Source organism: Hoyosella altamirensis, assembly GCF_014191505.1.
Classification (GTDB): Bacteria; Actinomycetota; Actinomycetes; order Mycobacteriales; family Mycobacteriaceae; genus Hoyosella; species Hoyosella altamirensis.
In genome coordinates, this window is record NZ_JACHWS010000003.1 from 687,374 (window position 1) to 709,907 (window position 22,534).

Sequence of the window (22,534 nt, forward strand, 5' to 3'; positions counted from 1 at the left end):
TTGGCCCGGGCCCGCCCCTAATTCAGAGCGTTAGTGCTGTGTTGTTCCTTGAGCTGAACCCCGCTGAACTAAATCAGACAGCTTGAGCCGGAACGATGTTTACGGTCTTGCGACCACGCTTGGCGCCGAACTGCACCGAGCCTGCTGAAAGCGCAAACAGCGTGTCGTCGCCGCCACGCCCGACGTTCACGCCCGGGTGGAAGTGTGTTCCGCGCTGACGAACGAGGATTTCGCCCGCGTTCACCAGCTGACCGCCGAATCGCTTCACACCGAGTCGCTGGGCGTTGGAATCGCGCCCGTTCCGTGAACTCGATGCACCCTTCTTATGTGCCATTTCCCTGATCCTCCTCGAAGGCCCTCGGGCCTATTAAGCCCTGGTGCTAACTTTCCTGAACCGGCGCTTACGCGTTGATACCGGTGACCTTCAGGACGGTCAGCTTCTGCCGGTGACCCTGACGCTTGTGGTACCCGGTCTTGTTCTTGAACTTGTGGATGCGGATCTTCGGGCCCTTGGTGTGCTCGACGACCTCACCAGTGACCGTGGCCTTAGCCAAAGCAGCGGCGTCGGAGGTCACTTCTGCGCCGTTCACAACGAGGGCGACAGGAAGCTCAACAGCAGTGCCCGGAGCACCCTCGATCTTCTCGACCTTCACGAGGTCACCAACAGCAACCTTGTACTGCTTGCCGCCGGTTTTGACGATCGCGTACATGGAGGGCTACCCCTTGCTTCATCGAACTTTCTACTCGCACCGCTGGTCGCGGAGCGACTGGTCTATTGTTTGCTGCCCACATCCCGCGGTTTCCCGCGACGGCTGACCTTCACACAGAACCGCAGCCTGAAGGAACGTCGCTGGGCAGCGACTTGCCAAGGTTAGTGGAACACAGCCTTGGCGGTCAAACTGACGGGCCGCGCATCAACAGCGCTCATACGGAGGCCTGCTCACTTGCGTGGCCCTGGTCCTGCTCCCCATCGACGGGAGGGCCTGCCGGCCGGCCTGCAGCGCGGCGGCGCCGCCTCACAGGTCCGGCAGCAACCTCAGCACTGAGGTGCTCACTCTCTCCGGAATCAGCCCCTGAGCCGTCCGCAGACGCCTCCTCGAGCACCGGCAGCGCGAACACTGCCTCGGTGGGCGCTGGACGATCAGAGGCCTGTGCTGGGGCCGCGTTTCTGCTCACCCTGCGACGACGCACCGCTACGGCGACAGGCTCGTCCGCCACCACCTGCTCTGAGGGCGCCTCAGTTTCAAGGGGCCTGACAGGTTCTTCCATTGCTTGCGGTGTCGCGGGCGCGATCGGCTCAGCGGCCTGTGCGGCGTCGATCGCCTCCGAAATCTCAGCGGGCGCCGAAGTCTCCGGAGCGTTGACTCCCGCGTCACTGGGCGAGGACGGTGCTTCCGCTTCGTCCTGCTCGTCACCGGGTTCGGTCCCACCTGCCATGGCAAGGATCATCGGATGCTTGCTGTGAACCTGGGCCTGCGCTTTGAGCTCGTCGGGTTTGGCCTGGGGCGGCACAACTTCCTGGCGTGCTTTGGCCCTGCGTGACCGACGGCCACTCGGTGGGAGACCACCGCGGCCATCGCCGGTGACCTGAGCATCAACCGGTTCCTCGTGCACCACGATGCCCCTGCCATGGCAGTGCTCGCAGGGCGTCGAGTATGCCTCGACCAGGCCAGTACCGATCTTCTTTCGTGTCATCTGGACGAGACCAAGCGAGGTCACTTCCGACACCTGGTGACGTGTGCGGTCACGGCTCAGCGCCTCAGTCAAGCGGCGCAGCACCAGATCGCGATTCGACTCCAGAACCATGTCGATGAAGTCGATGACGATCATGCCGCCAATATCGCGCAAACGCAGCTGCCGAACGATCTCTTCAGCCGCCTCGATGTTGTTACGCGTCACCGTCTCCTCGAGATTTCCACCAGACCCGGTGAACTTCCCAGTATTGACGTCGATAACGGTCATCGCCTCGGTGCGGTCGATCACGAGGGTGCCGCCAGAGGGCAGCCATACCTTCCGGTCGAGCGCCTTCGTGATCTGCTCGTCGATCCGGAAAGCGCCGAAAGCATCCTGGTCAGCCTGGTAGTGCTCGACCCGGTCCAACAGGTCGGGGGCTACCTTGCGGACATAACCTTCGACGGTGTTCCAGACGCGATCGCCCTGCACCACCAGCCGCGAGAAGTCCTCGTTGAACAGGTCGCGGACGACCTTGACCAGTAGATCCGGCTCCTCGTAGAGGGTCTTGGGCGCGTTACCCTTCTCAGATTTTGCTTGCTCATCAATCGATGACCAGAGCGTGCGCAGACGCTCGATGTCACGGCCGAGTTCCTCCGCTGATACTCCCTCGGACGCGGTGCGGATGATGACGCCGGCGTCTACTGGGACGATTTCGCGGAGAATGTCCTTAAGCCGTTTCCGCTCGTTGTCAGGCAGCTTACGGCTGATACCCGTGGACGAGCCTTCAGGCACGTAAACGAGGAACCGTCCCGCCAGTGAGATCTGGGTCGTCAGGCGCGCGCCCTTGTGTCCGACGGGATCCTTGCTGACCTGCACAAGCACCTGATCACCAGGCTTGAGCGCCTGTTCGATCTTGCGCGAATTGCCCCCAAGACCGGCAGCGTCCCAGTTCACTTCACCCGCGTAAAGGACTCCATTGCGGCCACGGCCGATATCGACGAACGCCGCCTCCATACTGGGGAGGACGTTCTGCACCCGGCCAAGGTAAATATTGCCGACGATGGACCCCGACGACGCACTGGTGACAAAGTGCTCGACGAGCATGCTGTCTTCGAGCACCGCGATCTGCGTCGTGGTACCCGGCTGGCTGTCAGCCTGCTTCTCACGCACCACCATGACGCGATCGACTGACTCACGGCGTGCGAGGAACTCAGCTTCAGTCAGGATGGGCGGGCGGCGGCGGACAGCGTCGCGTCCGTCCTTGCGTCGCTGCCGCTTCGCTTCCAGCCGAGTCGAACCAGAGATGCCCTGCACTTCGTCCTTGCGGGACTTGTTCCGGGGCTCGCGTTCGTGAATGACGGTGTTCGGGGGATCGTCGTCTGATGACGCGGCGTCGCTCCCATCGCCGTCCTCTCCCCCAGCCTTGCGCCGGCGGCGGCGACGGCGACGGCGTGAGGTGCCCGAAGACCCCTCGTCTGAGGCTTCCTCGGATTCGCTGTCTTCCGACTCGCCTTCCCCCGACTCGTCGTCAGCGGCTTCAGCGGCCGGACGCTCCGGCGCCTTCTCGGCTTTCTTCTTGGCAGCTTTCGGCTCGTCTGGCTGCTCCGCTGAATCGTCGCCAGATTCGGATTCCGCTGACTCACCCGATTCGGCTGAATCCTCGGATTCGTCGTCGGCGCCCTTTTCTGAACTTGGCTCGCCCTTTCCGCGGCCACGTCCGCGGCGGCCCCGACGACGGCGTCGGCCCTTCTTGCCACCCTCGTCGTCACCCTCATCGGACGTGTCCGACTCTTCTTGGGGCTTCACATCAGTTTCGGCGGTCGCCTTTTCTGGAGTCGCTTTTTCTGGGGTCGCCTTTTCTGGGGGAGCTGCCTCTGCTTCGCGTGCAGGCTTTGGTTCGGGTTTGCCAGCCGACGCTTCCGGCTCAGCTTCCTTGACCTTGCGAGTGCGCTTGCGGCGCCGACCGCGATCAGCGTCTTCCTCAGCCTCTGGCGGTGGTGGTGGCGGGAGGAAAAGTGGCGGGCCTACTTCAGCTGCTGCTGAAGAACGCTCCGCACGTTCGGTCTCGGCCGTAGTTGCTGCGGCCGAAAACAGGGAATCCTGACCCACGCGGGACTCACTGGGCGCGGGCTCGGCGGCAGGTGTTTCACCGGCTTCGGGTTCAGGGATCGCGGCGGCCACGTTTGCGGCAGCTTCCTCACCGGGCTGCTCAGCCGGGGCGGACACAGGGGGCGAACTTCTGACCGCGTCCCAGACCTCCTCAGCGACCTGGCGCTCCACAGTGGAGTGCGCGCTGCGCAACTCCAGCCCACGCTCCTTGAGCGTCGACAGCAGCTGCTTGCTCGTCTGTCCGAGCAATTTCGCTAGTGCATGCACACGCATCTTTGCAGGAAACACTGGTCGAGCATCCTCACCGTTGCTGGAGTGATCCTGCTGATCTCCACCTGCAGTGTTCTCGATTACGTTGTTAGGCGGCGCTTTATCGGCCACGTATTCTCCTCGGGCCCCCGGGCGCGAAAATCGCGGCCACGCAGGGGCGTAAGCCTGCTCACGCACATTTGGCGCGAGATAGTTGTCCGGTCTCGTGGCGGCTCGCCGACATCAAAATCGCCGACTTACCACCTGTGGGCCCCACAGTTCGCCTAACCGGCCTGCCTCTGCGTCCATTCGTTAGCGCGTCGCGACCTCCGCCGCCGCGCACAACGTCGCGATCACAGCCCGGCTGGACTCACTGGTGAAGTCCAGCAGCACCCTTACACGTTAACCCTGACTTGTTCGCTTCGTCATTGTCAGAGCACCGCGCAGCGTTGCTACTTCTCCACTATCCCACACTTAGCGGCGAGTCCCGTCCAGATAGGCACACTCTGTGGTGCGGTGCGCATGCACCACGCCACAGAGCATGGCGATTGAGCAGGGATTTTTCAGGAAAGTCCCGGGAACCACAATTCAATTTCACGTGCGGCAGACTCGGCTGAATCTGAGCCGTGAACGATGTTCTCCTGGACTTCGAGAGCAAAGTCTCCACGGATAGAGCCCGGGGCTGCCTTGTCGACAGGGTCGGTGCCGCCAGCGATCTGACGGAAGGCTCCCACGGCGCGCGGCCCCTCCACCACTGCGGCCACCAGCGGACCCGAGGTGATGAAGTCAAGCAGAGACTGGTAGAAGGGCTTGCCTTCATGCTCGGCGTAGTGCTTTGCCGCGAGATCGTCGGCGACGTTCTTCAGCTCTAGAGCTACGAGCTTCAGGCCGCGCCGTTCGATACGGGCAACAACTTCCCCGACGAGGCCACGGGCCACTCCATCGGGCTTGATCAAGACTAAGGTGCGCTCACTCACGCGCCTAGCGTATCTGCCATGCGCTGAATACTTGCGCGGGGTCCTACTTCCGTTCGCCTTCGGCGCCCTCAGACCCCTCAGCGTTCTCAGCGGCACTGATCTGCTGGCTCGGCAGCAGCCCCGCCTTGATCCGGCTCTGCAGGTCGTTGCGCAGATACAAGATGTACCCCCACACCGCGGCGAAGATCAGACCCAGGATGCCGAGGGCCACGCTGATGACGAAAGTCCCCACCATCAGCACCTGCAGCGCTATGTCGAACTTCAGCGCCCACGGCCGCCCTTGCAGCCCAGCACCGAGAATCATCAGAACGGCGAGACCGATGACGTAGCTGCCGGAGAACCAGGTAATCCCATCCCCCACGCGCCACACGACGGGCAATGCGAGCATCACCACGATCGCCTGCAAGATGAGTGTGCCGGCCATGACGCCGCGCAAACCCTTCCATGGATCCTTCGCCGGGGGCGGGACCGCGTCGGTCACACCGGCTCCTTTCCGAAAAGCGTTCTCGCGATTCCCGCGGTAACCACAGATCCCGTGATCACTATTCCGGCGCCCGAGACATGCTCGCCAGGTTCGATGGTGTCCTCGGCACGAGCGACAGCGATCTCGATCGCGTCCGCCAGATCAGGCGAGACGATGACTCGGTCTTCACCAAACCTCGGAAGCGCAACGGACGCGAGTTCGTCCGGATGCATGGCGCGGGGAGATCCATTGGTGGTGACGACAATTTCGTCGAAGACAGGTTCAAGCGCATCGACAATGCCCGATGCGTCCTTATCCGCCATGACGGCGACGATACCGATTAACCGGCGGAAGTCGAATTCGCTGCTCAGCGCGTCGGCAAGTGCCTTCGCGCCGTGGGGATTGTGTGCTGCATCAAGGAAGACCGTTGGCGCTGCCCGAACGCGTTCAAGCCGCCCGGGACTTGCCACGCTTGCAAATGCGTCGCGCACCGCCTCAATGTCGAGCTGGCGGTCTCGCCCGGCCCCGAAGAACGCCTCAACAGCGGCGAGGGCGACAGACGCGTTCCGGGCCTGATGCTCGCCATGCAGCGGCAAGAAGATGTCGTCGTAGACACCTCCGAGACCCTGCAGGGTGAGCTGCTGTCCGCCGACAGCAACTTGACGCAAGATCACTTGGAACTCGCTGCCTTCGCGTGCAACCGCGGCGTCCGCTTCCACGGCCCGCCGCATCACGACCTCCATCGCTTCAGGTTCTTGCTGGGCGACGACAGCAACTGTGTCCGTGGGAATAAGTTTCTCGGGCGCCTTCTTGATGATGCCCGCCTTCTCACCAGCTATCGACGCGAGATCCGGCCCCAGATATTCGGTGTGGTCGGTGCTGATCGGCGTGATGACCGCAACCTGCCCATTCACGACGTTCGTCGCATCCCAGGTTCCGCCGAGGCCGACTTCGATAATTCCCACGTCGATAGGCGCATCCGCGAACGCCGAGAACGCGATTGCAGTGAGGACCTCGAATTTGCTCATGCGCGGCCCGCCACTCGCCTGAGATTGCGCGTCAATCATTTCGATGTACGGCTTGAGCTCAACATACGTGTCGATGTATCGACGGGGTGCGATAGGCGCATTGTCCACGCTGATTCGTTCCGTGACGATCTGCAAGTGGGGGCTCGTCGTCCGGCCAGTGCGCTGGCCTAGCCGCGTCATAAGTGCGTCAATCATGCGGCTAACCGATGTCTTACCATTCGTGCCCGCGATGTGAATCGAGGGAAACGAATGCTGGGGCGTACCCAGAACATCCATCAGTGCGCTGATCCGCGCAAGCGAAGGCTCAATCTTGGTCTCTGGCCAGCGCTGGTCGAGCTCAGCCTCGACTGCCGCAAGCTCAGCGAGGTCCTCTGGGGTGGGTGTGTCATCGATCGGCGTGTCTGGAGTCTCAGGACCGTCGAGAGGCAGGAAAAAAGCGTTGTCGTGAGCGTTCTGGGAATCTTTTCGGTTCATGCTCCACCAAGCGCGGCAAGGCGTGAACCGATGCGCGCTACTTCCTCTTCTGCGACGCGCTGCCGCGTTCTTATTTTCTCCACCACGTGCTCAGGCGCCTTAGCGAGGAACGCATCGTTTCCAAGCTTTGCTGAAGTCTGCGAGAGCTCCTTTTCCGCAGACGAAAGATCTTTTGCCAGACGGCGTTTCTCCGCTTCGATGTCGACAGTGCCTGACGTGTCCAGTTCCACGGTAAGGGTTGTCCGGCTCACACGAACCTCGATCGACGCACTGACGGAGAACTCGTCTCCTGCCGGAGTGAGTTTCGCGAGGCTGGCGACGTAAGGCTCCATTTCCGAAAGGTCGGCTTCCGCGAGCCCCGTGATGCGCGCCGGTACCTTCTGCCCTGGACGCAGACCTTGGTCTGACCGAAAACGCCGAATCTCGGTGATGAGATGCTGCGTGTCGGCGATCCGTCCCGCAGCACGGTTGTCCTGCGGGGCACCAACCGCCGACGGCCAGTCTGCGATCACCACGGACTCTTCGGCGGTCAGCGCTGTCCAGAGTGTTTCGGTGACGAACGGGATCACCGGATGCAGAAGACGCAGCAGGGTGTCGAGCACGTTGCCGAGCACTGCCCGAGTCGTTGCGGCGGCCTCGTCGGTCCCGAACTGCACCTTGGACAACTCGAGGTACCAGTCACAGAATTCATCCCAGGCGAAGTGATAGAGCGCTTCACACGCCTTGCCGAATTCGTATCTGTCGAAGGCGGCGTCCACTTCTGCGCGAACCGCGTCGAGCCGGTCAAGGATCCACCGGTCGGCATCGGTGAGGTCGCCAAATGGCGGCAACTCCCCTGGTTTTGCGCCGTTCATCAGCGCGAACCGCGTCGCGTTGAAAAGCTTCGTCGCGAAGTTGCGGGCAGCCTGCGCATGGTCTTCACCGACCGGGAGGTCGGATCCCGGGTTGGCTCCGCGAGCGAGTGTGAAGCGCAGCGCGTCCGCACCGAAACGTTCAACCCAGTCGAGCGGGTCGATACCGTTGCCACGCGACTTAGACATTTTCCGGCCGAACTCGTCTCTGACCAGGCCGTGGAGGAAAACGTCATGGAACGGGACCTTGCCAGGTGCTTTGGCGGATTCGCTCTCGGCGACAAAGCGGCCGAACATCATCATTCTGGCGACCCAGAAGAACAAAATGTCGTAGCCGGTAACAAGCACGCTCGTGGGATAGAACTTCGCTAGTTCTGGCGTAGCGTCTGGCCACCCCATTGTCGAAAACGGCCACAGCCCTGATGAGAACCAGGTGTCGAGAACGTCCGGATCCTGGACGTATCCCTCGGGTGCAGTCTCGTCAGGTCCGAGGCAGACAACGTCTCCTTCTGGGCCGTACCAGATCGGGATCCGGTGGCCCCACCACAACTGCCGGGAGATACACCAGTCATGCATGTCATCGACCCACGCGAACCAGCGTGGTTCCAGGCTCTTCGGGTGGATCACGGTGTCACCGTCACGCACGGCGTCGCCCGCCATCGTCGCAAGGTCCGCGACCTTGACCCACCACTGTTTAGACAGCCGTGGCTCAATGACTTCGCCGCCGCGTTCGGAATGCCCGACGCTGTGGACATAGGGACGCTTTTCCGCGACGACACGGCCCTCGCTGGCCAGACGCTCGCGGATCTTCACCCGGGCTTCAAACCTGTCCATACCATCGAACTCCGTGCCGGTGCCCGAAATCCGTGCCTGCTCGTCCATGATGGTCGGCATCGGGAGGTCATGACGCAGCCCGATCTCAAAGTCGTTGGGGTCGTGCGCAGGGGTGATCTTGACAGCGCCGGAACCGAAAGCCGGATCGACGTAATCGTCGGCGACGATCGGGATCTGGCGCTCGGTGATCGGGTGGTACACAGTTGTGCCGATTAGGTGCCTGTACCGCTCGTCCTCGGGATGCACCGCCACTGCGGTGTCCCCAAGCATCGTCTCGACACGGGTGGTCGCGACGATCACATGCGGCTCATCGTCCTGAAGTGAGCCATACCGGAGCGAGACGAGTTCGCCGTCAACCTCCTCGTGCTTCACCTCGATGTCAGAGATTGCCGTTTGCAGTACGGGCGACCAGTTGACCAGTCGCTCCGCGCGATAGATCAGTCCGGAGTCGTAAAGATTCTTGAAGATGGTCTGCACGGCGCGCGACAGACCCTCGTCGAGGGTGAACCGCTCGCGGGTCCAGTCGACGCTGTCACCGATCCGGCGCATCTGCTCGAGGATGGTGCCGCCAGATTCTGCCTTCCAGTCCCAGACTCGTTCAATGAACTTGTCGCGGCCGAGCTCGTGGCGGTTAGCCCCTTGGGCATCGAGCTGCTTTTCTACGACCATCTGCGTGGCGATGCCTGCGTGGTCCATACCTGGCAGCCACAGCACTTCGAATCCCTGCATGCGTTTGCGGCGGCACAGTACGTCCATCAGCGTGTGGTCAAGCGCGTGGCCCATATGCAGGCTGCCGGTGACGTTAGGGGGCGGAAGTACGATCGAGAAACCGGGCTTGTCGCTTTTCGGGTCCGCAGTGAAGTAGCCCGCGTCGATCCACCTCTGGTACAGGTCGGCCTCTACCGCCTGCGGTTCCCACGACTTTGGCAAGGTCGTCTCAGTCGGGACGCCGGAATCTGCGGCTTCCGTCCTGCCCGCGGCATTCTGTGCGGCCGCAGTTGTCTTGGGGGGCTCTGGCGCTGCGCTGGTCACCCCGCGATTCTAGGGAAGATGCCCGCGCCGGTCACATCGCATCCCGGCAGTCCCAGGACTTTGCCCGGTTACCGGGCGGTAAATTCAAGTTTGAAGTGATGAACAACACAGTAAAAGGTCTTAAAGTCATTAAATTAGGGTTCCAATTTGGTAACAGTTCGCGCTAACGTGGCCCCTCGAACGGCCTCAGTCTTTCGGCACCTGAATTCTTGCCGACCACCGTTCATTCACCCGACATCGTCGTCACCGCCGCAACAACCTCTTGGCTTCATCCAGTGAGGTCTATTCGGCATGCCAAATTCACGCACCACGCAAGGAGAACCCCATGGATATCGAAACGATCATCGCCCTCATCGAAGCGACCGGCGGATTTGGCGACATCGGCGCACTCTTCAGCGGAATTGCCGACTTCCTGACGGCGGGCACCGGATCGCTCGAATCACTGGGCGGCCTCGGCGCTGAAGCACCTGAGGCTGACGCCGCCACAGCAGCCGCAGAGTAATTCGCAACAGTCAGTTCTTCACCACGCCCATACGTCTACTACCCTGTGTCGTATGGACGTGGTGATTGGCTTTTTCCTGGCACTGCACATCATTGGCATCGTCGCGCTACTCGGCGGTGTCATCTACCAGATGAAGGCTATGAAGGCCGGCGAGGCCCGGATGGTCCCGGGGATGCTGCACGGCGCGTTCCTGATGCTGGTTTCCGGCGTGGCGCTGGTCGGCCTCAATGAAGCCGCTGGATACGACCTCAACCACATCAAGGTCGGCATCAAGGTCCTGGTGCTCCTTGTTATTACCGCCCTCGTGTACATCTATCGTGACGCACCGCGCATATCGAATGCCCTTCTCGGTGCCGTTGGTGGCCTGACGACTCTGAACATCCTTCTGGCCACCATGTGGTGACGCAAGCTTCCCGAGATCCTTCCGTGATGTAGCCGGACCCACTTCTCAGGTGGATCCGGCTACACCATCCCGCTCCTGACAAACGGCACCAGCGGTATGCTGATCATGAGGGCGCATAGGTCCCAAATGACTGTTTGGGGCGCCAACGATTGGGGCCGGTGATGGTCGAGGTCGATCCGGAAACGACGCAGCGAAACCTAGCTGCCCGCATTCCGGAAGAACTAGCCGCCGCCGGATTCGACGATGTTGAGCTCATAGCTCGGGGCGGATTCGGCGTGGTTTACCGATGCTCTCAACCGTATCTGGACCGAGTTGTCGCAATCAAAGTCCTCTCCTCCGATGGTAACCCGGACAATATCGACAGGTTCCTTCGCGAGCAGCGCGTCATGGGCAAGCTCTCCGGACACCCGAACATCGTTGATGTGCTGCAAGTCGGCACTACGTCCTCTGGGGCCCTGTACCTGGTAATGCCGTATCACTCGAAAGGGTCGCTCGATACGCTGATCCACCACCACGGTCCCTTCTCCTGGCAGGACACGCTGCGCATCGGGGTGAAGATGGCGGGAGCTCTGGAAACCGCGCACCAGGCGGGAGTCCTTCACAGAGACGTCAAGCCCGGCAACATTCTCATCACCTCCTACGGGGAACCGCAGCTCACCGACTTCGGCATAGCGCGCGTCTCGGGCGGCTTCACAACCACGGCTGGAATGATCATGGGTTCGCCGGCCTTCACGGCGCCTGAAACACTCACTTCCGATGCTGCAACCGTCGCCGGCGATATCTTCAGTCTTGGCGCCACCCTGTTTTGCGCCGCGACCGGACATGCCGCATTCGAGCGACGCGAGGGTGAACGTGTGATCGCACAATTCGTGCGTATGACCACTCAAAAACTCCCTGATCTTCGGGAACACGGCATGCCTGAGGATCTCTGCGGAGCCATCGAAGTGGCGATGAACCGCAGCCCCGGCGCACGTCCTTCGAGTGCCGCAGATTTCGGTGAACTGCTGCGTGACGTGCAGTTGCGGCATGGACTCGACGCCGACGCCATGGCGATCCCTGAACGTCGGCCGCATGCCATGACAGCATTCAATGGAGTCGGCGAATCAACGACGGCGCAACCGCTCACTGAGCCGGCACGCACAGCCACACCCTCGTCCCGGCACACGCCACCGGCCCCGGCAACCAGGTTCCGGCCGCCATCGCCTGGCCGGCCCCTCGTTGAGCGACAACAACTGATCGAAAGGCTGATGACGGTAAAGCGCCATCGCCTCACCGTCATTCACGCACCAACGGGGTTCGGGAAGAGCACCCTTGCGGCTCAATGGGGTGCGCGCCTTTCCGCCCAGGGCGTACCCGTCGCGTGGCTGACGGTGGACAGCGACGACAACATGGTCGTGTGGTTCCTCGGGCACCTGATCGAGGCGCTACGCCGGGTGCAGCCTGCACTCGCGCACGAACTTACTCAGGTGCTGCAGGAGCACGGCAACGAAGCCGAGCGCTATGTACTCACATCGCTGATCAATCAGATCCACGATGGCGGCCAGCACACCGTGCTGGTGATCGACGATTGGCACCGCGTAACTGAACCCGGCCCGATCGCTGCGATGGAATTCCTGCTTGACCATGGCTGCCACCATCTTCAGATCGTCGTCACTACACGCACTCAAACCGGTCTTCCCATCGGCCGGATGCGCGTGCGCGATGAACTCGTGGAGATCGACGCGTCGAATTTGCGTTTCTGCACGGACGAGGCGAAGACGTTTCTCGTCGATCATGCAAAGCTGAAGCTGACCTCAGCCGAGGTCGAGGAACTCACGCGGTCGACAGATGGCTGGGTCGCAGGGCTGCAGCTGGCGTCCATTTCGCTTCGCGGGCAATCTAATACGAGCGAGCTGATCCACCACATCACGGGTCGTCATTACGCGATTGAGGAGTTTCTGGCCGAGAATGTCATCAACCGCCTCGAACCGCGCATGCTTGACTTCCTCATGTGCGCAACGACTACCGAGCGGACGTGCGGCAGCCTCGCTTCAGCACTCGCGGAAGTCCCGACTGGCCAGCTGCTCCTCGAAGAGGCTGAGGAGCGTGAACTGTTCGTTACCCGCGTCGACGAACAGCGCCAGTGGTTCCGTTTCCACACCATGTTCGCTGAATTCCTGCAGAGACGACTCGAACGTCAGCAACCGGAACGCATCCCGCAGCTCCACCGGACGGCCTCGCAGTGGTTTGCCGACCACAAAGCGCTCGGCGAAGCGGTTGATCATGCGCTAGTCGCCGGCGATCACGAAGGGGCTGCACGGCTGATCGAGCAGGACGGCATGCGGCTTGTCGAACTGTCACAGATGGGGACGCTCGAGGCGCTTCTCGCTAAACTTCCGCCAGGTGAGGTCACCTCGAATCCGCGGCTGCAACTGATCTCCGCGTGGGCGAAAACGTTGCTGCTCAAGGTGCCGGAAGCACTGACGATCCTCGCCCGCCTGCAAAGCACCGTCGCGGCGAGTTCGCTGAAAGCAGCAGAGCGGGAGGCGATTCTGGTCGAGGCCGACGTCGCCCGAAGCGTAATCAGATGCATCACTGATCATTTCGATAAAGTCGATGACCTCGTGCAGGGCTGCCTGGCCAATCCCGGTGCGTTCTCACCATGGTTAGTGGCATCTGCGGCGAACGCTGCGACCTATGCAGCCCGGGCGCGACTGGACTTTGGGGAAGCGCGCCGCATCCAGGAGTGGGCGCAGCCATATCATGCACGAACGCGTGGGGGGCACAGCGTGATCTTCGGTAGCGCAGCACTCGGTATCGCGGAGTTCGATGCTTTGCAGGTCGACGCTGCCGAGGAATCCTTCCGCCGATCTGTCGAGTCGGTGAAGAAGGTTTCCGGCATGAACAGGCACGCGGCGCGTCTTCCGGCCGCGCTCCTCGGCAACCTTCTGTATGAACGCGACCGCATGGACGAGGCGGAGTTCTTCATTACTGAGAGCCAACTTGTGAGCACGCGCTCGGGAATGGTCGATTTCAGGATCGCGAGGTTCAGTTCAGGCGCGCGCATCATGGCCAGCTACGGAGACATGCCGGCCGCGGAAGAGTTCATCACGGACGGGGTTGAGAGCGCCGATACCGACTCGCTGCCGCGGTTGCGGGCTGCCTTGGAGTTCGACGCAGCTTCATTGGGATTGACGATGCCCAAGGGCTTCGAGCGGGCCAGTTACCAGGAGCGCCCGCGGCCGGTAACCGTGCGGAACGCCGCGCTGCTGCAGTTCCGCGAGTCGACGGCGATTCTGCTCCTGAGCCGTGAGGATGCGGCCGCCCCACGCGAGCTCGCCTGCACGTGGGCACAAGAGTGGGTGGGGATCGCAGCGGACCTGCACCACCCGCGAGGTGAGCTACTGGCGCGCAGGCTGCTCGCGATTTGCCTTTGGGCGGCCGGCAAGCACGTTGAGGCGATCCGGGTGGCGATGCTGATGCTCGCGCAATGCGAGCAACTGGACTTGCCCCGGTTTGTGCTAGACGCAGGCGCCGACATCGAGGCACTGCTGATCGCGGTCGAGCAAGCCATGCAGTCCGCGGCGGAATCGACAGCCTGGCCACCCGTATCCAGCAAGTTCCTTACTCGGGTGCTTCAACTATCTCGAGCACGAAGCTCGTGACGTCCCGCAGCACCTCGGACTTGTTGGTTTCGTTGAAGACTTCATGCCGTGCCCCCGGATACATCTTCTGGCTGAATAGGCTGCCCCGTATTTTGTCGATGCCCTGGCGTGTGCCCTCGATCGGAACGAGCGCATCGTCTTCACCGTGTACCCACAATGTCGGCAGCCGCCCGAGGCTGCCCGCGTCGTTGATCGTCTCGATGCAATTCATCAGTGCCTCGAGAGTGGTCCGCTTGAATTTCCCGTGCCACACCAGCGGATCTGACTCATATAATCTGCCCACTTCAGGATCGCGGGAAAGCGTTTCCGGATCGATCGGCACTTCTGGAATCTCCTCGGCGGCGAGCAGTCCGGCTGCGGCATCCCAACGTCCGAGGACTGGTCCGGACAGCACCAGTGCGGTGAGCTCATTCCCGAACCGCTGAGCGTAGCGGGAAGCGATCATCCCGCCCATCGAATGGCCTATTAGCACGAGGGGAAGATCGCGCGAATTCACTTTCTCAGCAAGGCGGTGGAAATCGTCGACTACAGCTTCATAGTCGCGGACCAATACCCGTTCACCGTCACTTCTGCCGTGGCCGACGTGATCGGCGCCGTGCACTTCGGCTCCGGCGCGGACGAGCGCATCAGCGACGTGGTCGTAGCGGCCGATGTGCTCACCGTATCCGTGGCACAACAGGGCGCAGAACTTCGCGTCGGGGTTGTCCCAGCTGCGAGCGTAAATGGCGCCTGCATGCCCTTCATAGTTCCATTCGCGGAATTCTGACACGGTAGCCTCCTTGGCTTCCCGAGGACGCCTCGCGTCCCGGACCAATGGTTCCACTCCAGTGTGTTCCCCTGCCCCAGATCTGGGCGAGTTTCTAGTGTCTCGACCAGTCGTGTCCTAAACCGGGCAACTAACGCTGCCGCTACCTCACGGCGACGACGACCGCGCTGCGCCCGTCGCGCCATACCTCCCCGGCTTCGCGAAAACCCGCCGCCTGCATCAGCGCAATGTGCGCGTCGGCCGACAACGCATTGTCGCCGCCATGCGGCAATACTGTCTTCGCTCGCGCCGCGAGCGGAAGTGATAATCGCTTGTCCGTGTGGACGTCACGCCACCAGCCCTCCCAGTCTTCTCCGGCCGGTTCGCACCGTGTCATCGCGGAGGCGACGGTGTCGAGCACCGGGGTGGAAAGTGGGAACATGTCCGCATTGATCAGCACACCACGATCAGGCAGAAGCCGGGCGAGCGTGCGGTAGATGTCCGCAAGCTGTGTCGGTGACGGGTAATGCAGCGCCGTGGACGACACCACCGCGGCGGGCTGGCCGAAACTCACGATGGATTCCTCCCATCCGGGGCACCGACGAGAGTCTCAGCGAGTTCGACGTCTGGATAAACGGCTTTGCCCAGCGCGAGCAGAAACGGATCGGCGTCGAGTCCGACCGGCCGAACACTGGGCACGCGCGCGGCGATACGCGCAGCGAGCGAGCCTGGCCCGCATCCCAGATCGATTACCGGTCCCTCGACGGCGAGCGCGGCAAGCACCGCGCACACGACCCGGAACCGTTCTTCTCGCTGGTAGGCGTAGCGCTCTTGCTGAGCGTCCCACCGGTCAACGAGCTCCCTCGCTACCTCCGTGCTAATCATGCGGCCACCTCCTGCAGTTCTGCTCCGCGTGTCGGTACCCGTACAAATATCGCGGCTGCCAGCGCGAACAGGACGGCCACGGCACACAGCAGGAAACCGTTATGCCCAGCCGCGAACGAAGGCATCGGGGGGTGTTCGACAACGAACCCTGCGATCGCTGCCCCGAGCGCAGCGATCGCCATATTTGTTGTGGTGAGCCATGTATACGCCTCGTTACGCATGGCTTCAGGGGTGAGTTCGGCGACAAGATTTGCCGTCACCGCGAGCGCAGGCGCGATGACGCCCCCTGTGAAGACCAGCAGCACCCCGAGCAGCCAGGTACTCGGTGCCACTACCCACAGGGCATATCCAGCGCCGAGTCCGGCCAGCAGGACCAGGTACTGCGACCGAAGCGGTGCGAGCAGCCGAAGACTCCCGAACCATAATCCGACCGCGGCGCTGCCCAGGGACCACACGGCGATGAGCACTCCGGTGACAGCGCCACCTGAGAGTCCGTGCTGTTCTTCGGCATGGGCAGCGAGAGCGACCGGTGCTGCACCGAATGAGAGCGCTACCCCCGCTGCACTCACCAGCAGCACAACGAAGCGACCGGATCGCAGCGGACCGAGGCCACGGGTGAACCCCGCGCTCGGCGTGCGCGCCGCACGCATCGCAGTACCCCTCGAAATCCACAATGTGCCGAGCAATGTGCACACTGCTGATCCGCCGAGCGCCAGCGCCGGCCCGCTCAGCGCGGCTGATTCCGCGCCCGCAAACAGCCCTGCGGCGAGGATAGAAGTGGAGAGGATCAGTGGGCCGATCACGAACACGAATTCGAACATCGCTGACTCTGCCGCCATCGCGGTGGGCCGCAGCGGTGCGCGCCCTGATGCAGGTGACGTCAGCACGGACCAGGTCGCACGGACGGCCGGTGAAACCGGCGGGAATGACGCACCGGAAACGATCGCGAGCGTCACCAGCAGCGTCATCGGCTGGCCGGTCAGCACCGCCGCGAGCAGTGCGAGCTGGCTCATCGAGTAGGTAACCGCGTAGTACGGAAGCACTTTGCAGGCACTGAATCGATCGGCGAGCCGACCCGCGACCGGTGCGGCGCACGCGGTGGCAAGAGAGATTGCTGACGCGACAAGCGCTGCTTCCGAGTAGCTTCCGCGAGTTTCGCGTACTAGCAGCAGCCACGCTATGACGGTGACGCCCTGTCCGAGCCGCGCGACGAAACCCCCGCTAACAAGGCTGGGTGCCCCTGGTATCTGCCACATTTCCCGGTACAGCGCGAAACCTTTCACGCGGTCCCCATTTCGATGTCGTAGAAGCCGTGACCGTCGAGATAGTGGACGGTGAGCAGATCACGTTCGAGGACGGATGGCGCAGGGTGCGCAAGGCCGATCATCATCGGTTCAGTGGTATCTGAGATCGTGACGGCTATCGGTTGCCCAGGTTTCACGATCTGAATCTGGTTGTGGAAACTCTCAAGTGCCTCGACATGCGCGAGCAAGGGATAGCCGCGCAGGACGCCCTGTCGGGGCGATGTCAGGAACACCATCGCGACGTGGTTGTGCACTTCGTGTGGCGTCTGGGAGCGCGCTTTGAATCGCATTGGGTCTGTGTAGGCATCGATGGTCCACTCGATCTGCGACTCACCACCGGCGAGCATCGCGTAATAGGCCGTGTCCGCACCAGAGATCCGTGCACCGATTTCTACGAGGCATGGTCCCTCCGCGGTGTCCATGATTTCGAGGTGCGCTGGACCGAACTGGATGCCAAGCGCGTCGAGCACTGCGAAGGCATAGGCGGTGAGAGCGTCGTAGCGGGAGTGGTCAGGTGGAACGGAAACCGCGGCGCTTACCCGGTCAGCCACGCCGTTAGCTGACATCTTCGTGTACCGCCAGACATCTGTGACGCGATGCTGGCTCTCACAGCTCACGGTGTTCACGACGAACTCGGTGCCCACAAGGTATTCCTGCGCGACCACGCCTTCGTTGCGAACGGAGAAAATGTTCTTCGCATCGCGTATCGCCTCGAAGGCGCGCATCGATTCCTCGGGATCATCGCAGAATTGGACGCCATCGTTGCCTGCGCTGCGCAGCGGTTTGATGACGGCCCGGCCGCCGAGCGCGTTATGCCACGACCGAACGTGCTCACTGCTCTCCACCAGAATCTGCCGGGTCGCGCGCAGCCCTGCAGCGCGCAGAAGCTCAACCTGATTGAACTTGTTGCGCCGTGCCTCGCTGTGAGCGGTGCCGTTGGTGGGCAGAGCGAGGGTTTCGCTCAGCAGGTCGGCAAGCTCGACGCCACATTCACCGCCGGCGATGACCGCATCCGGGCTGAACTCGCTTAGGGAATCTAATGTTGCTGGCACGTCGGCATCGTGAATGACGTTCCCGTCGAATACCTCTCGTAGAAGCGATTCGTCGAGTCCCGGCTTGTACACGCGCGGGACATCGACGGTGCTCTGGACGCGGATGACTTTGTGTCCAGCATCGGCGAATGCCCGCGCCAGGCGCACAGAGGGTGCGTAGACGTCGACGATCGCGACGGTTTGCTGGCGGCCGGTGCTCACGAGGGCTCCTCATTCAATTCGGTGAGAAAGTCAACGAGTCGGACGATCTCTTCGACGGTGTTGTAGACGTGGGTACTTACGCGCACCGACGGTGCGGTTTCTCCGTCGCGTGCTTGACAGTGACTGTCCGCACGAACAAGGAAGCCATGGCTCTCGAGGACGAATCCGAGGTCGTGCGCGTCGATACTGCGATGGCGGAACGACACTATGCCTTGCCGGCGTTGCACCGGGGAGTCGAGGGAGAGGCTGGCCTGGCAGCCCAGAACCTCGTAGGACCCCAGCCGGTTCAATGCGTCAGTGAGGATGGCGCCGAGACCAGTTGTCCACGTGTCAATGTCGTGGAGTCCTGCGCTCTGCAGCCAATCCAGTGCCGCAGACAGGCTGAGAATGCCCACTGTGTGAGGGCTCCCCGACCAGCCCTTCAGAGCGAACGCCGCACCGCGCTGGTTTCGGCTCCACACCACCCCGATACCAGGCATCGCCATTGCTTTGTGGCCGGAGAAGACAACGAAGTCGGCTCCGAGCGCTGACACGTCCAGGTTGAGGTGGCCTGCACTCTGGGCGGCGTCGAGGCAGATGACGACGTCCGGTCCCGCGGTCTCCCTGATCCGGTGGACGTTCATGTCCACGCCATACACGTGATGGACGTGCGTCGCGGCGATGAACCGGGTTCGCGAGTTGATCAGCGCAGCAAGCGATTCCTGACAGTAGTCACCCGATTCAGGCTCGTATGGCATCGGGTGGACGTCGATCTGGATTCCCTGAGCGGCGAGTTGATCGCGTGCTTCTAGCCAGCACAGTGCGTTGGCTTGATGGTCAGCGAAGGGCACGATGATCTCGTCGCCGTCCCTGAGTTCGTGCACCAGCCAGTCCAGCGCGACACGGCGAAGTCCTTCGGTCGCGCCGCTCACGAAATGGACGCCCGACGTCGCGGGCGCGCAGTCGTGGAGAAACTGCTTGACCTGCTCGCGAGTGCTGTCGATCATTGTGGTTGTCTGGTTCGCCCACGGGTACGAACCACGCCCGGCATTGGCGTTTCGGGTGCGCAAGTAGTCCTGCACGCTCTCGAGCACCGCATACGGTTTCTGCGCGGTCGCGGAGCTGTCGAGGAACGCCAGGCCCGGGTCGGCGGTGATTTGCGGAAACTGTGCGCGAAGCTCGTCATGCCAGTCAGCGAGTTCTGCGAGGCCGGCGGGGAGAACAGCCGCGTGCATCATGTCAGTCCCTCACTAACGGGGCACCAGCGTCGCGCCACGCGACGATGCCACCTTCGAGGCTGCGTACATTTTCGTGGCCCATGCGCGCCAGCAGCGCTGCGTATTGCGCTGACTTCTCACCTACTGGGCATGTCAGAAGCGCTGGCTGAGACTTGCCGAAGGGCAGGCCGCCGCGCAGGAGCTCACCGAACAGTTCATCCACAATGTTGATCGCGCCGGCAATATGCGATGCGCTGTAGGCGAAGGCGCCTCGCAGATCCACCACAATCGGATTCGCGTCGTCAATCCATTTCTGAGCGTCGCCCGGGTCCAGTGCGGTCACCGCTGAGAGCTCGTCGGCGCGCACCGTGGTGACCGAATGTGGCCGTGCTGTTTGACCGAGCAGTTCGGGCCGCCGAGCTCGCACGTAGCTCATGTACGACTCGACGCGATCGCACACGATGAAGACAGCCGAGCGGCGCTGGCCGAGGCCCTCAGCTTCGAGCTGGCCGTCGACCTTCTGCAGGTGTCGCTGCGCACCGAAGTATGCGGCGCCGCCGGTGGGCCCAGCAAGCATCCCGCACCGCCGAACGAGGTCAAGCATTCCGTCGATCGCTTCGTCCGCGCTGACGGCTTCGATGGTGTCGTAGGTGTCGGGATCGAATAGCCCGACTTCGTGCACTTCATCGATGTTCCGGATGCCGGGAATGAAATCTGATTTGTGGGCGACCAGACCGATGACATTCACATCGTCGCGGGCCTCCCGCAGCACCTTCGCGACACCGGTGGATGAACCAGCGGTGCCGACGCACGCGATGAAATAGTCGGGAGCCTGCCCGTCGAGGTCGGCAATGATTTCGGGGCCCGTACTGTCGATGTGGGCGGCGGTATTGCGCTGGTTGAAGTACTGGTCAGTGTGCAAGTACGTCGAGTCTTGGGCGATCGCTTGGTGAATGCGCGTGAGGGGATCGTCGACATTAGTGGGGTCCAGGCATTCCGCCTGCCCTGGAAGTTCCTCGATGTCGGCTCCGATGAGCAGCAGTAAGTCTTTGATCTCGGGGACCTTCATGCGGTTGGTCACGCTTTTGAACGGCACCCCGTGCATGCCCGAAATCACCGCGAGAGCTTTCGCGGTGTTGCCGCTCGATAGTTCGATGACGGTCTGACCTTCAGCGCGGGCATCCCCCAGCGATTCCCGCACCATACTCCAGGCGGCACGGTCTTTTACCGATCCGAATGGGTTGAGCATCTCGAGTTTGGCGTAGAGGTCAATGTTCTTCAGCCCGTGGATTTCCGGGCTGATTCGCACCAGCGGCGTATCACCGATGACCTCGGTGATGCTGTCGCATCTCATGAATATTCTCCCCCTGTCTTGTGAATTGCCGCGGCCAGATGGCCTGTGTGCGGCCAGTATTCGTCGTCAAGGCACCAGCCGCCGTCTTCGGTCAGAGCAACCTTGCGCGCGATGGGCTGATGCAGCGCGTGATCGGCACTGAAGTCCATGAAGTACCCCGCGGTGTTCGGGAAGGCGAGAAGGTCACCTGGGCGGGGCATGGAGCGGAAATAGATCTTTCGCCTGCTGATGAAGTCCGCTTCGAGGCAGAGGTTCCCGATGAGATAGCCGCTGCCAGGCTCGCGCGAGGATTCTTGTGCGGGTATGACGATCGGATCCATGGCGACGCCGTGCTCTTCGAGACTGACATCACTGTGGTTGATGTCGAGGCGAACGAAAGTCGTCGCACTGTCGGCCTCTCGTACTTCAAGGACCCTCGCGAGAGCTGTTCCGCATTGATCGAGGAGGGCGCGGCCCGGCTCGACGATGAGGTCGAGCATCAGTTCCTGCAGGAGCGCGGCATACTGCTGTCCCCAGGTGGGTGACCGCTGCCTCAGCAGCTCATCGAGGTATGCGGGTCCGGAGACTGGACGGTGGGCGGGGTATAAACTGAGCGCGCCGCGCAGCCTGCCATTCTCTGCCCGCAAACCGTACCCATGTCCGCGCCACGTGAAAGAAGTGCGCTGCCCCAGAACAGCTTTGGTGAGTTCGGTTGTGAAGTGCTCCCACTGGTCCGCACGCGCGATGTAGCTGACGCCGTAGCCGCCACCGATGTCGATGGCGCGGGGCCGGTGACCTGCGGCGTGAAATTCGTGGATCAGGCGCAGCGAGCCCTCGAGCGCTAGCGCTTTTTCCGCGATGCCGATCGTGTCGAGATGGTATGCGACGCCGACAAGTTCGAGGTGTGCAGCATTGCGGTCAAGAGCTTCGAGATACTTCCGGACATCGCTCTCGTGAATACCGAAACGGGATAGCCGGGACGCGATGGTGGTGCCAGAGGCACTGAACCCCGAGAACCTCGTCATCACAGGGAGACGTGGCAAGCTGTGAGCCGCGCAGATGCGCGCGAGCGTTTCCAGTTCTGCTGGCGAGTCGACGTTGACGACGACTCCACTGCGCGCGGCGAGCCAGAGGAACTCTGGCGTCTTCGGACCTGTCGCCATGATCCGGTCGGGTGTGAACCCACTGGCAAGCGCGTGCTGTAGCTCCCCTAGCGACGCGATGTCTATTCGTGCCTGTGTCGCCGCGAGATGGCGCACGAGCGCCGAGGACCGATTGGCCTTGTGGGCGTAGTAAACCGTTCCGCGGATGCGATGTGCACTGAACACGCTCATGAACGCGTCGACATTCGCTGCGAACTGCTCCGGCAGGAGGAGGTTGAGTGGTGAGCCAAGGCTGCGCGTAAGGCTGTGCAGGAAAGCACGGTCAGCGAGGGTGCGCTGCATCGATGGGGCGAGTGCAGGGTCGAGGTAGACCGGCGGGGCGGCCGGATGAGTGGCGACTAAAGGTTCGGTGCAGGTATCTGCGACTGCTGCCATGCGTAGGCGTCCTCCGATAGGGGCGGCACGATCGCGAGCA

At 62.3% G+C, this 22,534-nt stretch carries 18 protein-coding genes; 3 read left to right on the plus strand and 15 right to left on the minus strand.

What is annotated here, in order from left to right; all coding sequences use genetic code 11:
- Positions 1 to 73: 73 nt before the first annotated feature.
- The 7 genes from rpmA to FHU29_RS17350 all read right to left on the minus strand — a co-directional run bounded on the left by rpmA (position 74) and on the right by FHU29_RS17350 (position 9,691).
- Positions 74 to 334, minus strand: coding sequence for a 50S ribosomal protein L27 (rpmA, locus tag FHU29_RS17320; RefSeq protein ID WP_064439325.1), 261 nt, complete (start codon positions 332 to 334; stop codon positions 74 to 76).
- A 67-nt stretch (positions 335 to 401) separates the two neighbouring features.
- Entirely contained in the window at positions 402 to 710 is a 309-nt protein-coding gene (rplU, locus tag FHU29_RS17325) for a 50S ribosomal protein L21 (protein ID WP_013805924.1), read from the minus strand.
- Positions 711 to 924: 214 nt separating this feature from the next.
- Positions 925 to 4,164 (minus strand): translation initiation factor IF-2 N-terminal domain-containing protein, encoded by a 3,240-nt coding sequence (locus tag FHU29_RS17330; protein WP_064439326.1) that lies wholly within the window; start codon positions 4,162 to 4,164, stop codon positions 925 to 927.
- Between the two features lie 431 nt (positions 4,165 to 4,595).
- Positions 4,596 to 5,009: a nucleoside-diphosphate kinase gene (ndk, locus tag FHU29_RS17335; protein WP_064439327.1), complete on the minus strand. Its 414-nt coding sequence runs from the start codon at positions 5,007 to 5,009 to the stop codon at positions 4,596 to 4,598.
- 43 nt (positions 5,010 to 5,052) lie between these two features.
- The gene (locus tag FHU29_RS17340) at positions 5,053 to 5,433 is read right to left on the minus strand and encodes a DUF4233 domain-containing protein (protein ID WP_232322907.1); all 381 of its coding nucleotides are present in this window, start codon (positions 5,431 to 5,433) and stop codon (positions 5,053 to 5,055) included.
- Positions 5,434 to 5,486: 53 nt separating this feature from the next.
- Positions 5,487 to 6,974, minus strand: a complete 1,488-nt coding sequence (gene folC, locus FHU29_RS17345) for a bifunctional tetrahydrofolate synthase/dihydrofolate synthase (protein WP_232322890.1) — start codon at positions 6,972 to 6,974, stop codon at positions 5,487 to 5,489.
- Positions 6,971 to 9,691: a valine--tRNA ligase gene (locus FHU29_RS17350; protein WP_074390769.1), complete on the minus strand. Its 2,721-nt coding sequence runs from the start codon at positions 9,689 to 9,691 to the stop codon at positions 6,971 to 6,973. Before FHU29_RS17350 ends, folC begins: the two co-directional genes overlap by 4 nt.
- Before the next feature lie 325 nt (positions 9,692 to 10,016).
- Between FHU29_RS17350 and FHU29_RS17355 the strand changes: the two genes are divergently transcribed.
- The 3 genes from FHU29_RS17355 (at position 10,017) to FHU29_RS17365 (ending at position 14,240) form a co-directional block, all read left to right on the plus strand.
- Entirely contained in the window at positions 10,017 to 10,193 is a 177-nt protein-coding gene (locus tag FHU29_RS17355) for a hypothetical protein (protein WP_157094954.1), read from the plus strand.
- A gap of 52 nt (positions 10,194 to 10,245) precedes the next feature.
- Positions 10,246 to 10,596, plus strand: coding sequence for a hypothetical protein (locus FHU29_RS17360; RefSeq protein ID WP_064439329.1), 351 nt, complete (start codon positions 10,246 to 10,248; stop codon positions 10,594 to 10,596).
- A 161-nt stretch (positions 10,597 to 10,757) separates the two neighbouring features.
- Positions 10,758 to 14,240 carry a serine/threonine-protein kinase gene (locus FHU29_RS17365; RefSeq protein WP_064439330.1) on the plus strand — a complete coding sequence of 1,161 codons (3,483 nt, stop codon included), beginning with the start codon at positions 10,758 to 10,760 and terminating at the stop codon, positions 14,238 to 14,240.
- Here the strand turns inward: FHU29_RS17365 and FHU29_RS17370 are convergent.
- The 8 genes from FHU29_RS17370 to FHU29_RS17405 form a co-directional block, all read right to left on the minus strand.
- Entirely contained in the window at positions 14,200 to 15,009 is an 810-nt protein-coding gene (locus FHU29_RS17370) for an alpha/beta hydrolase (RefSeq protein ID WP_064439331.1), read from the minus strand. The two genes, FHU29_RS17365 and FHU29_RS17370, sit on opposite strands and share 41 nt — an antisense overlap.
- Positions 15,010 to 15,148: 139 nt before the next feature.
- Complete coding sequence (locus FHU29_RS17375) at positions 15,149 to 15,559, minus strand: hypothetical protein (protein WP_083962178.1); 411 nt, start codon at positions 15,557 to 15,559, stop codon at positions 15,149 to 15,151.
- Positions 15,556 to 15,870 (minus strand): class I SAM-dependent methyltransferase, encoded by a 315-nt coding sequence (locus FHU29_RS17380; protein ID WP_083962179.1) that lies wholly within the window; start codon positions 15,868 to 15,870, stop codon positions 15,556 to 15,558. The genes FHU29_RS17375 and FHU29_RS17380 overlap by 4 nt, the downstream gene beginning before the upstream one ends.
- Positions 15,867 to 17,153 carry an MFS transporter gene (locus FHU29_RS17385; RefSeq protein WP_064439332.1) on the minus strand — a complete coding sequence of 429 codons (1,287 nt, stop codon included), beginning with the start codon at positions 17,151 to 17,153 and terminating at the stop codon, positions 15,867 to 15,869. The genes FHU29_RS17380 and FHU29_RS17385 overlap by 4 nt, the downstream gene beginning before the upstream one ends.
- Positions 17,150 to 18,427 (minus strand): ATP-grasp domain-containing protein, encoded by a 1,278-nt coding sequence (locus FHU29_RS17390; protein WP_064439333.1) that lies wholly within the window; start codon positions 18,425 to 18,427, stop codon positions 17,150 to 17,152. Before FHU29_RS17390 ends, FHU29_RS17385 begins: the two co-directional genes overlap by 4 nt.
- Entirely contained in the window at positions 18,424 to 19,644 is a 1,221-nt protein-coding gene (locus FHU29_RS17395) for an aminotransferase class V-fold PLP-dependent enzyme (protein ID WP_064439334.1), read from the minus strand. The genes FHU29_RS17390 and FHU29_RS17395 overlap by 4 nt, the downstream gene beginning before the upstream one ends.
- A 1-nt stretch (position 19,645) precedes the next feature.
- Positions 19,646 to 20,977 carry a pyridoxal-phosphate dependent enzyme gene (locus FHU29_RS17400; RefSeq protein WP_064439335.1) on the minus strand — a complete coding sequence of 444 codons (1,332 nt, stop codon included), beginning with the start codon at positions 20,975 to 20,977 and terminating at the stop codon, positions 19,646 to 19,648.
- Positions 20,974 to 22,494 carry a type III PLP-dependent enzyme domain-containing protein gene (locus FHU29_RS17405; RefSeq protein WP_064439336.1) on the minus strand — a complete coding sequence of 507 codons (1,521 nt, stop codon included), beginning with the start codon at positions 22,492 to 22,494 and terminating at the stop codon, positions 20,974 to 20,976. The genes FHU29_RS17400 and FHU29_RS17405 overlap by 4 nt, the downstream gene beginning before the upstream one ends.
- Between the last annotated feature and the right edge of the window lie 40 nt (positions 22,495 to 22,534).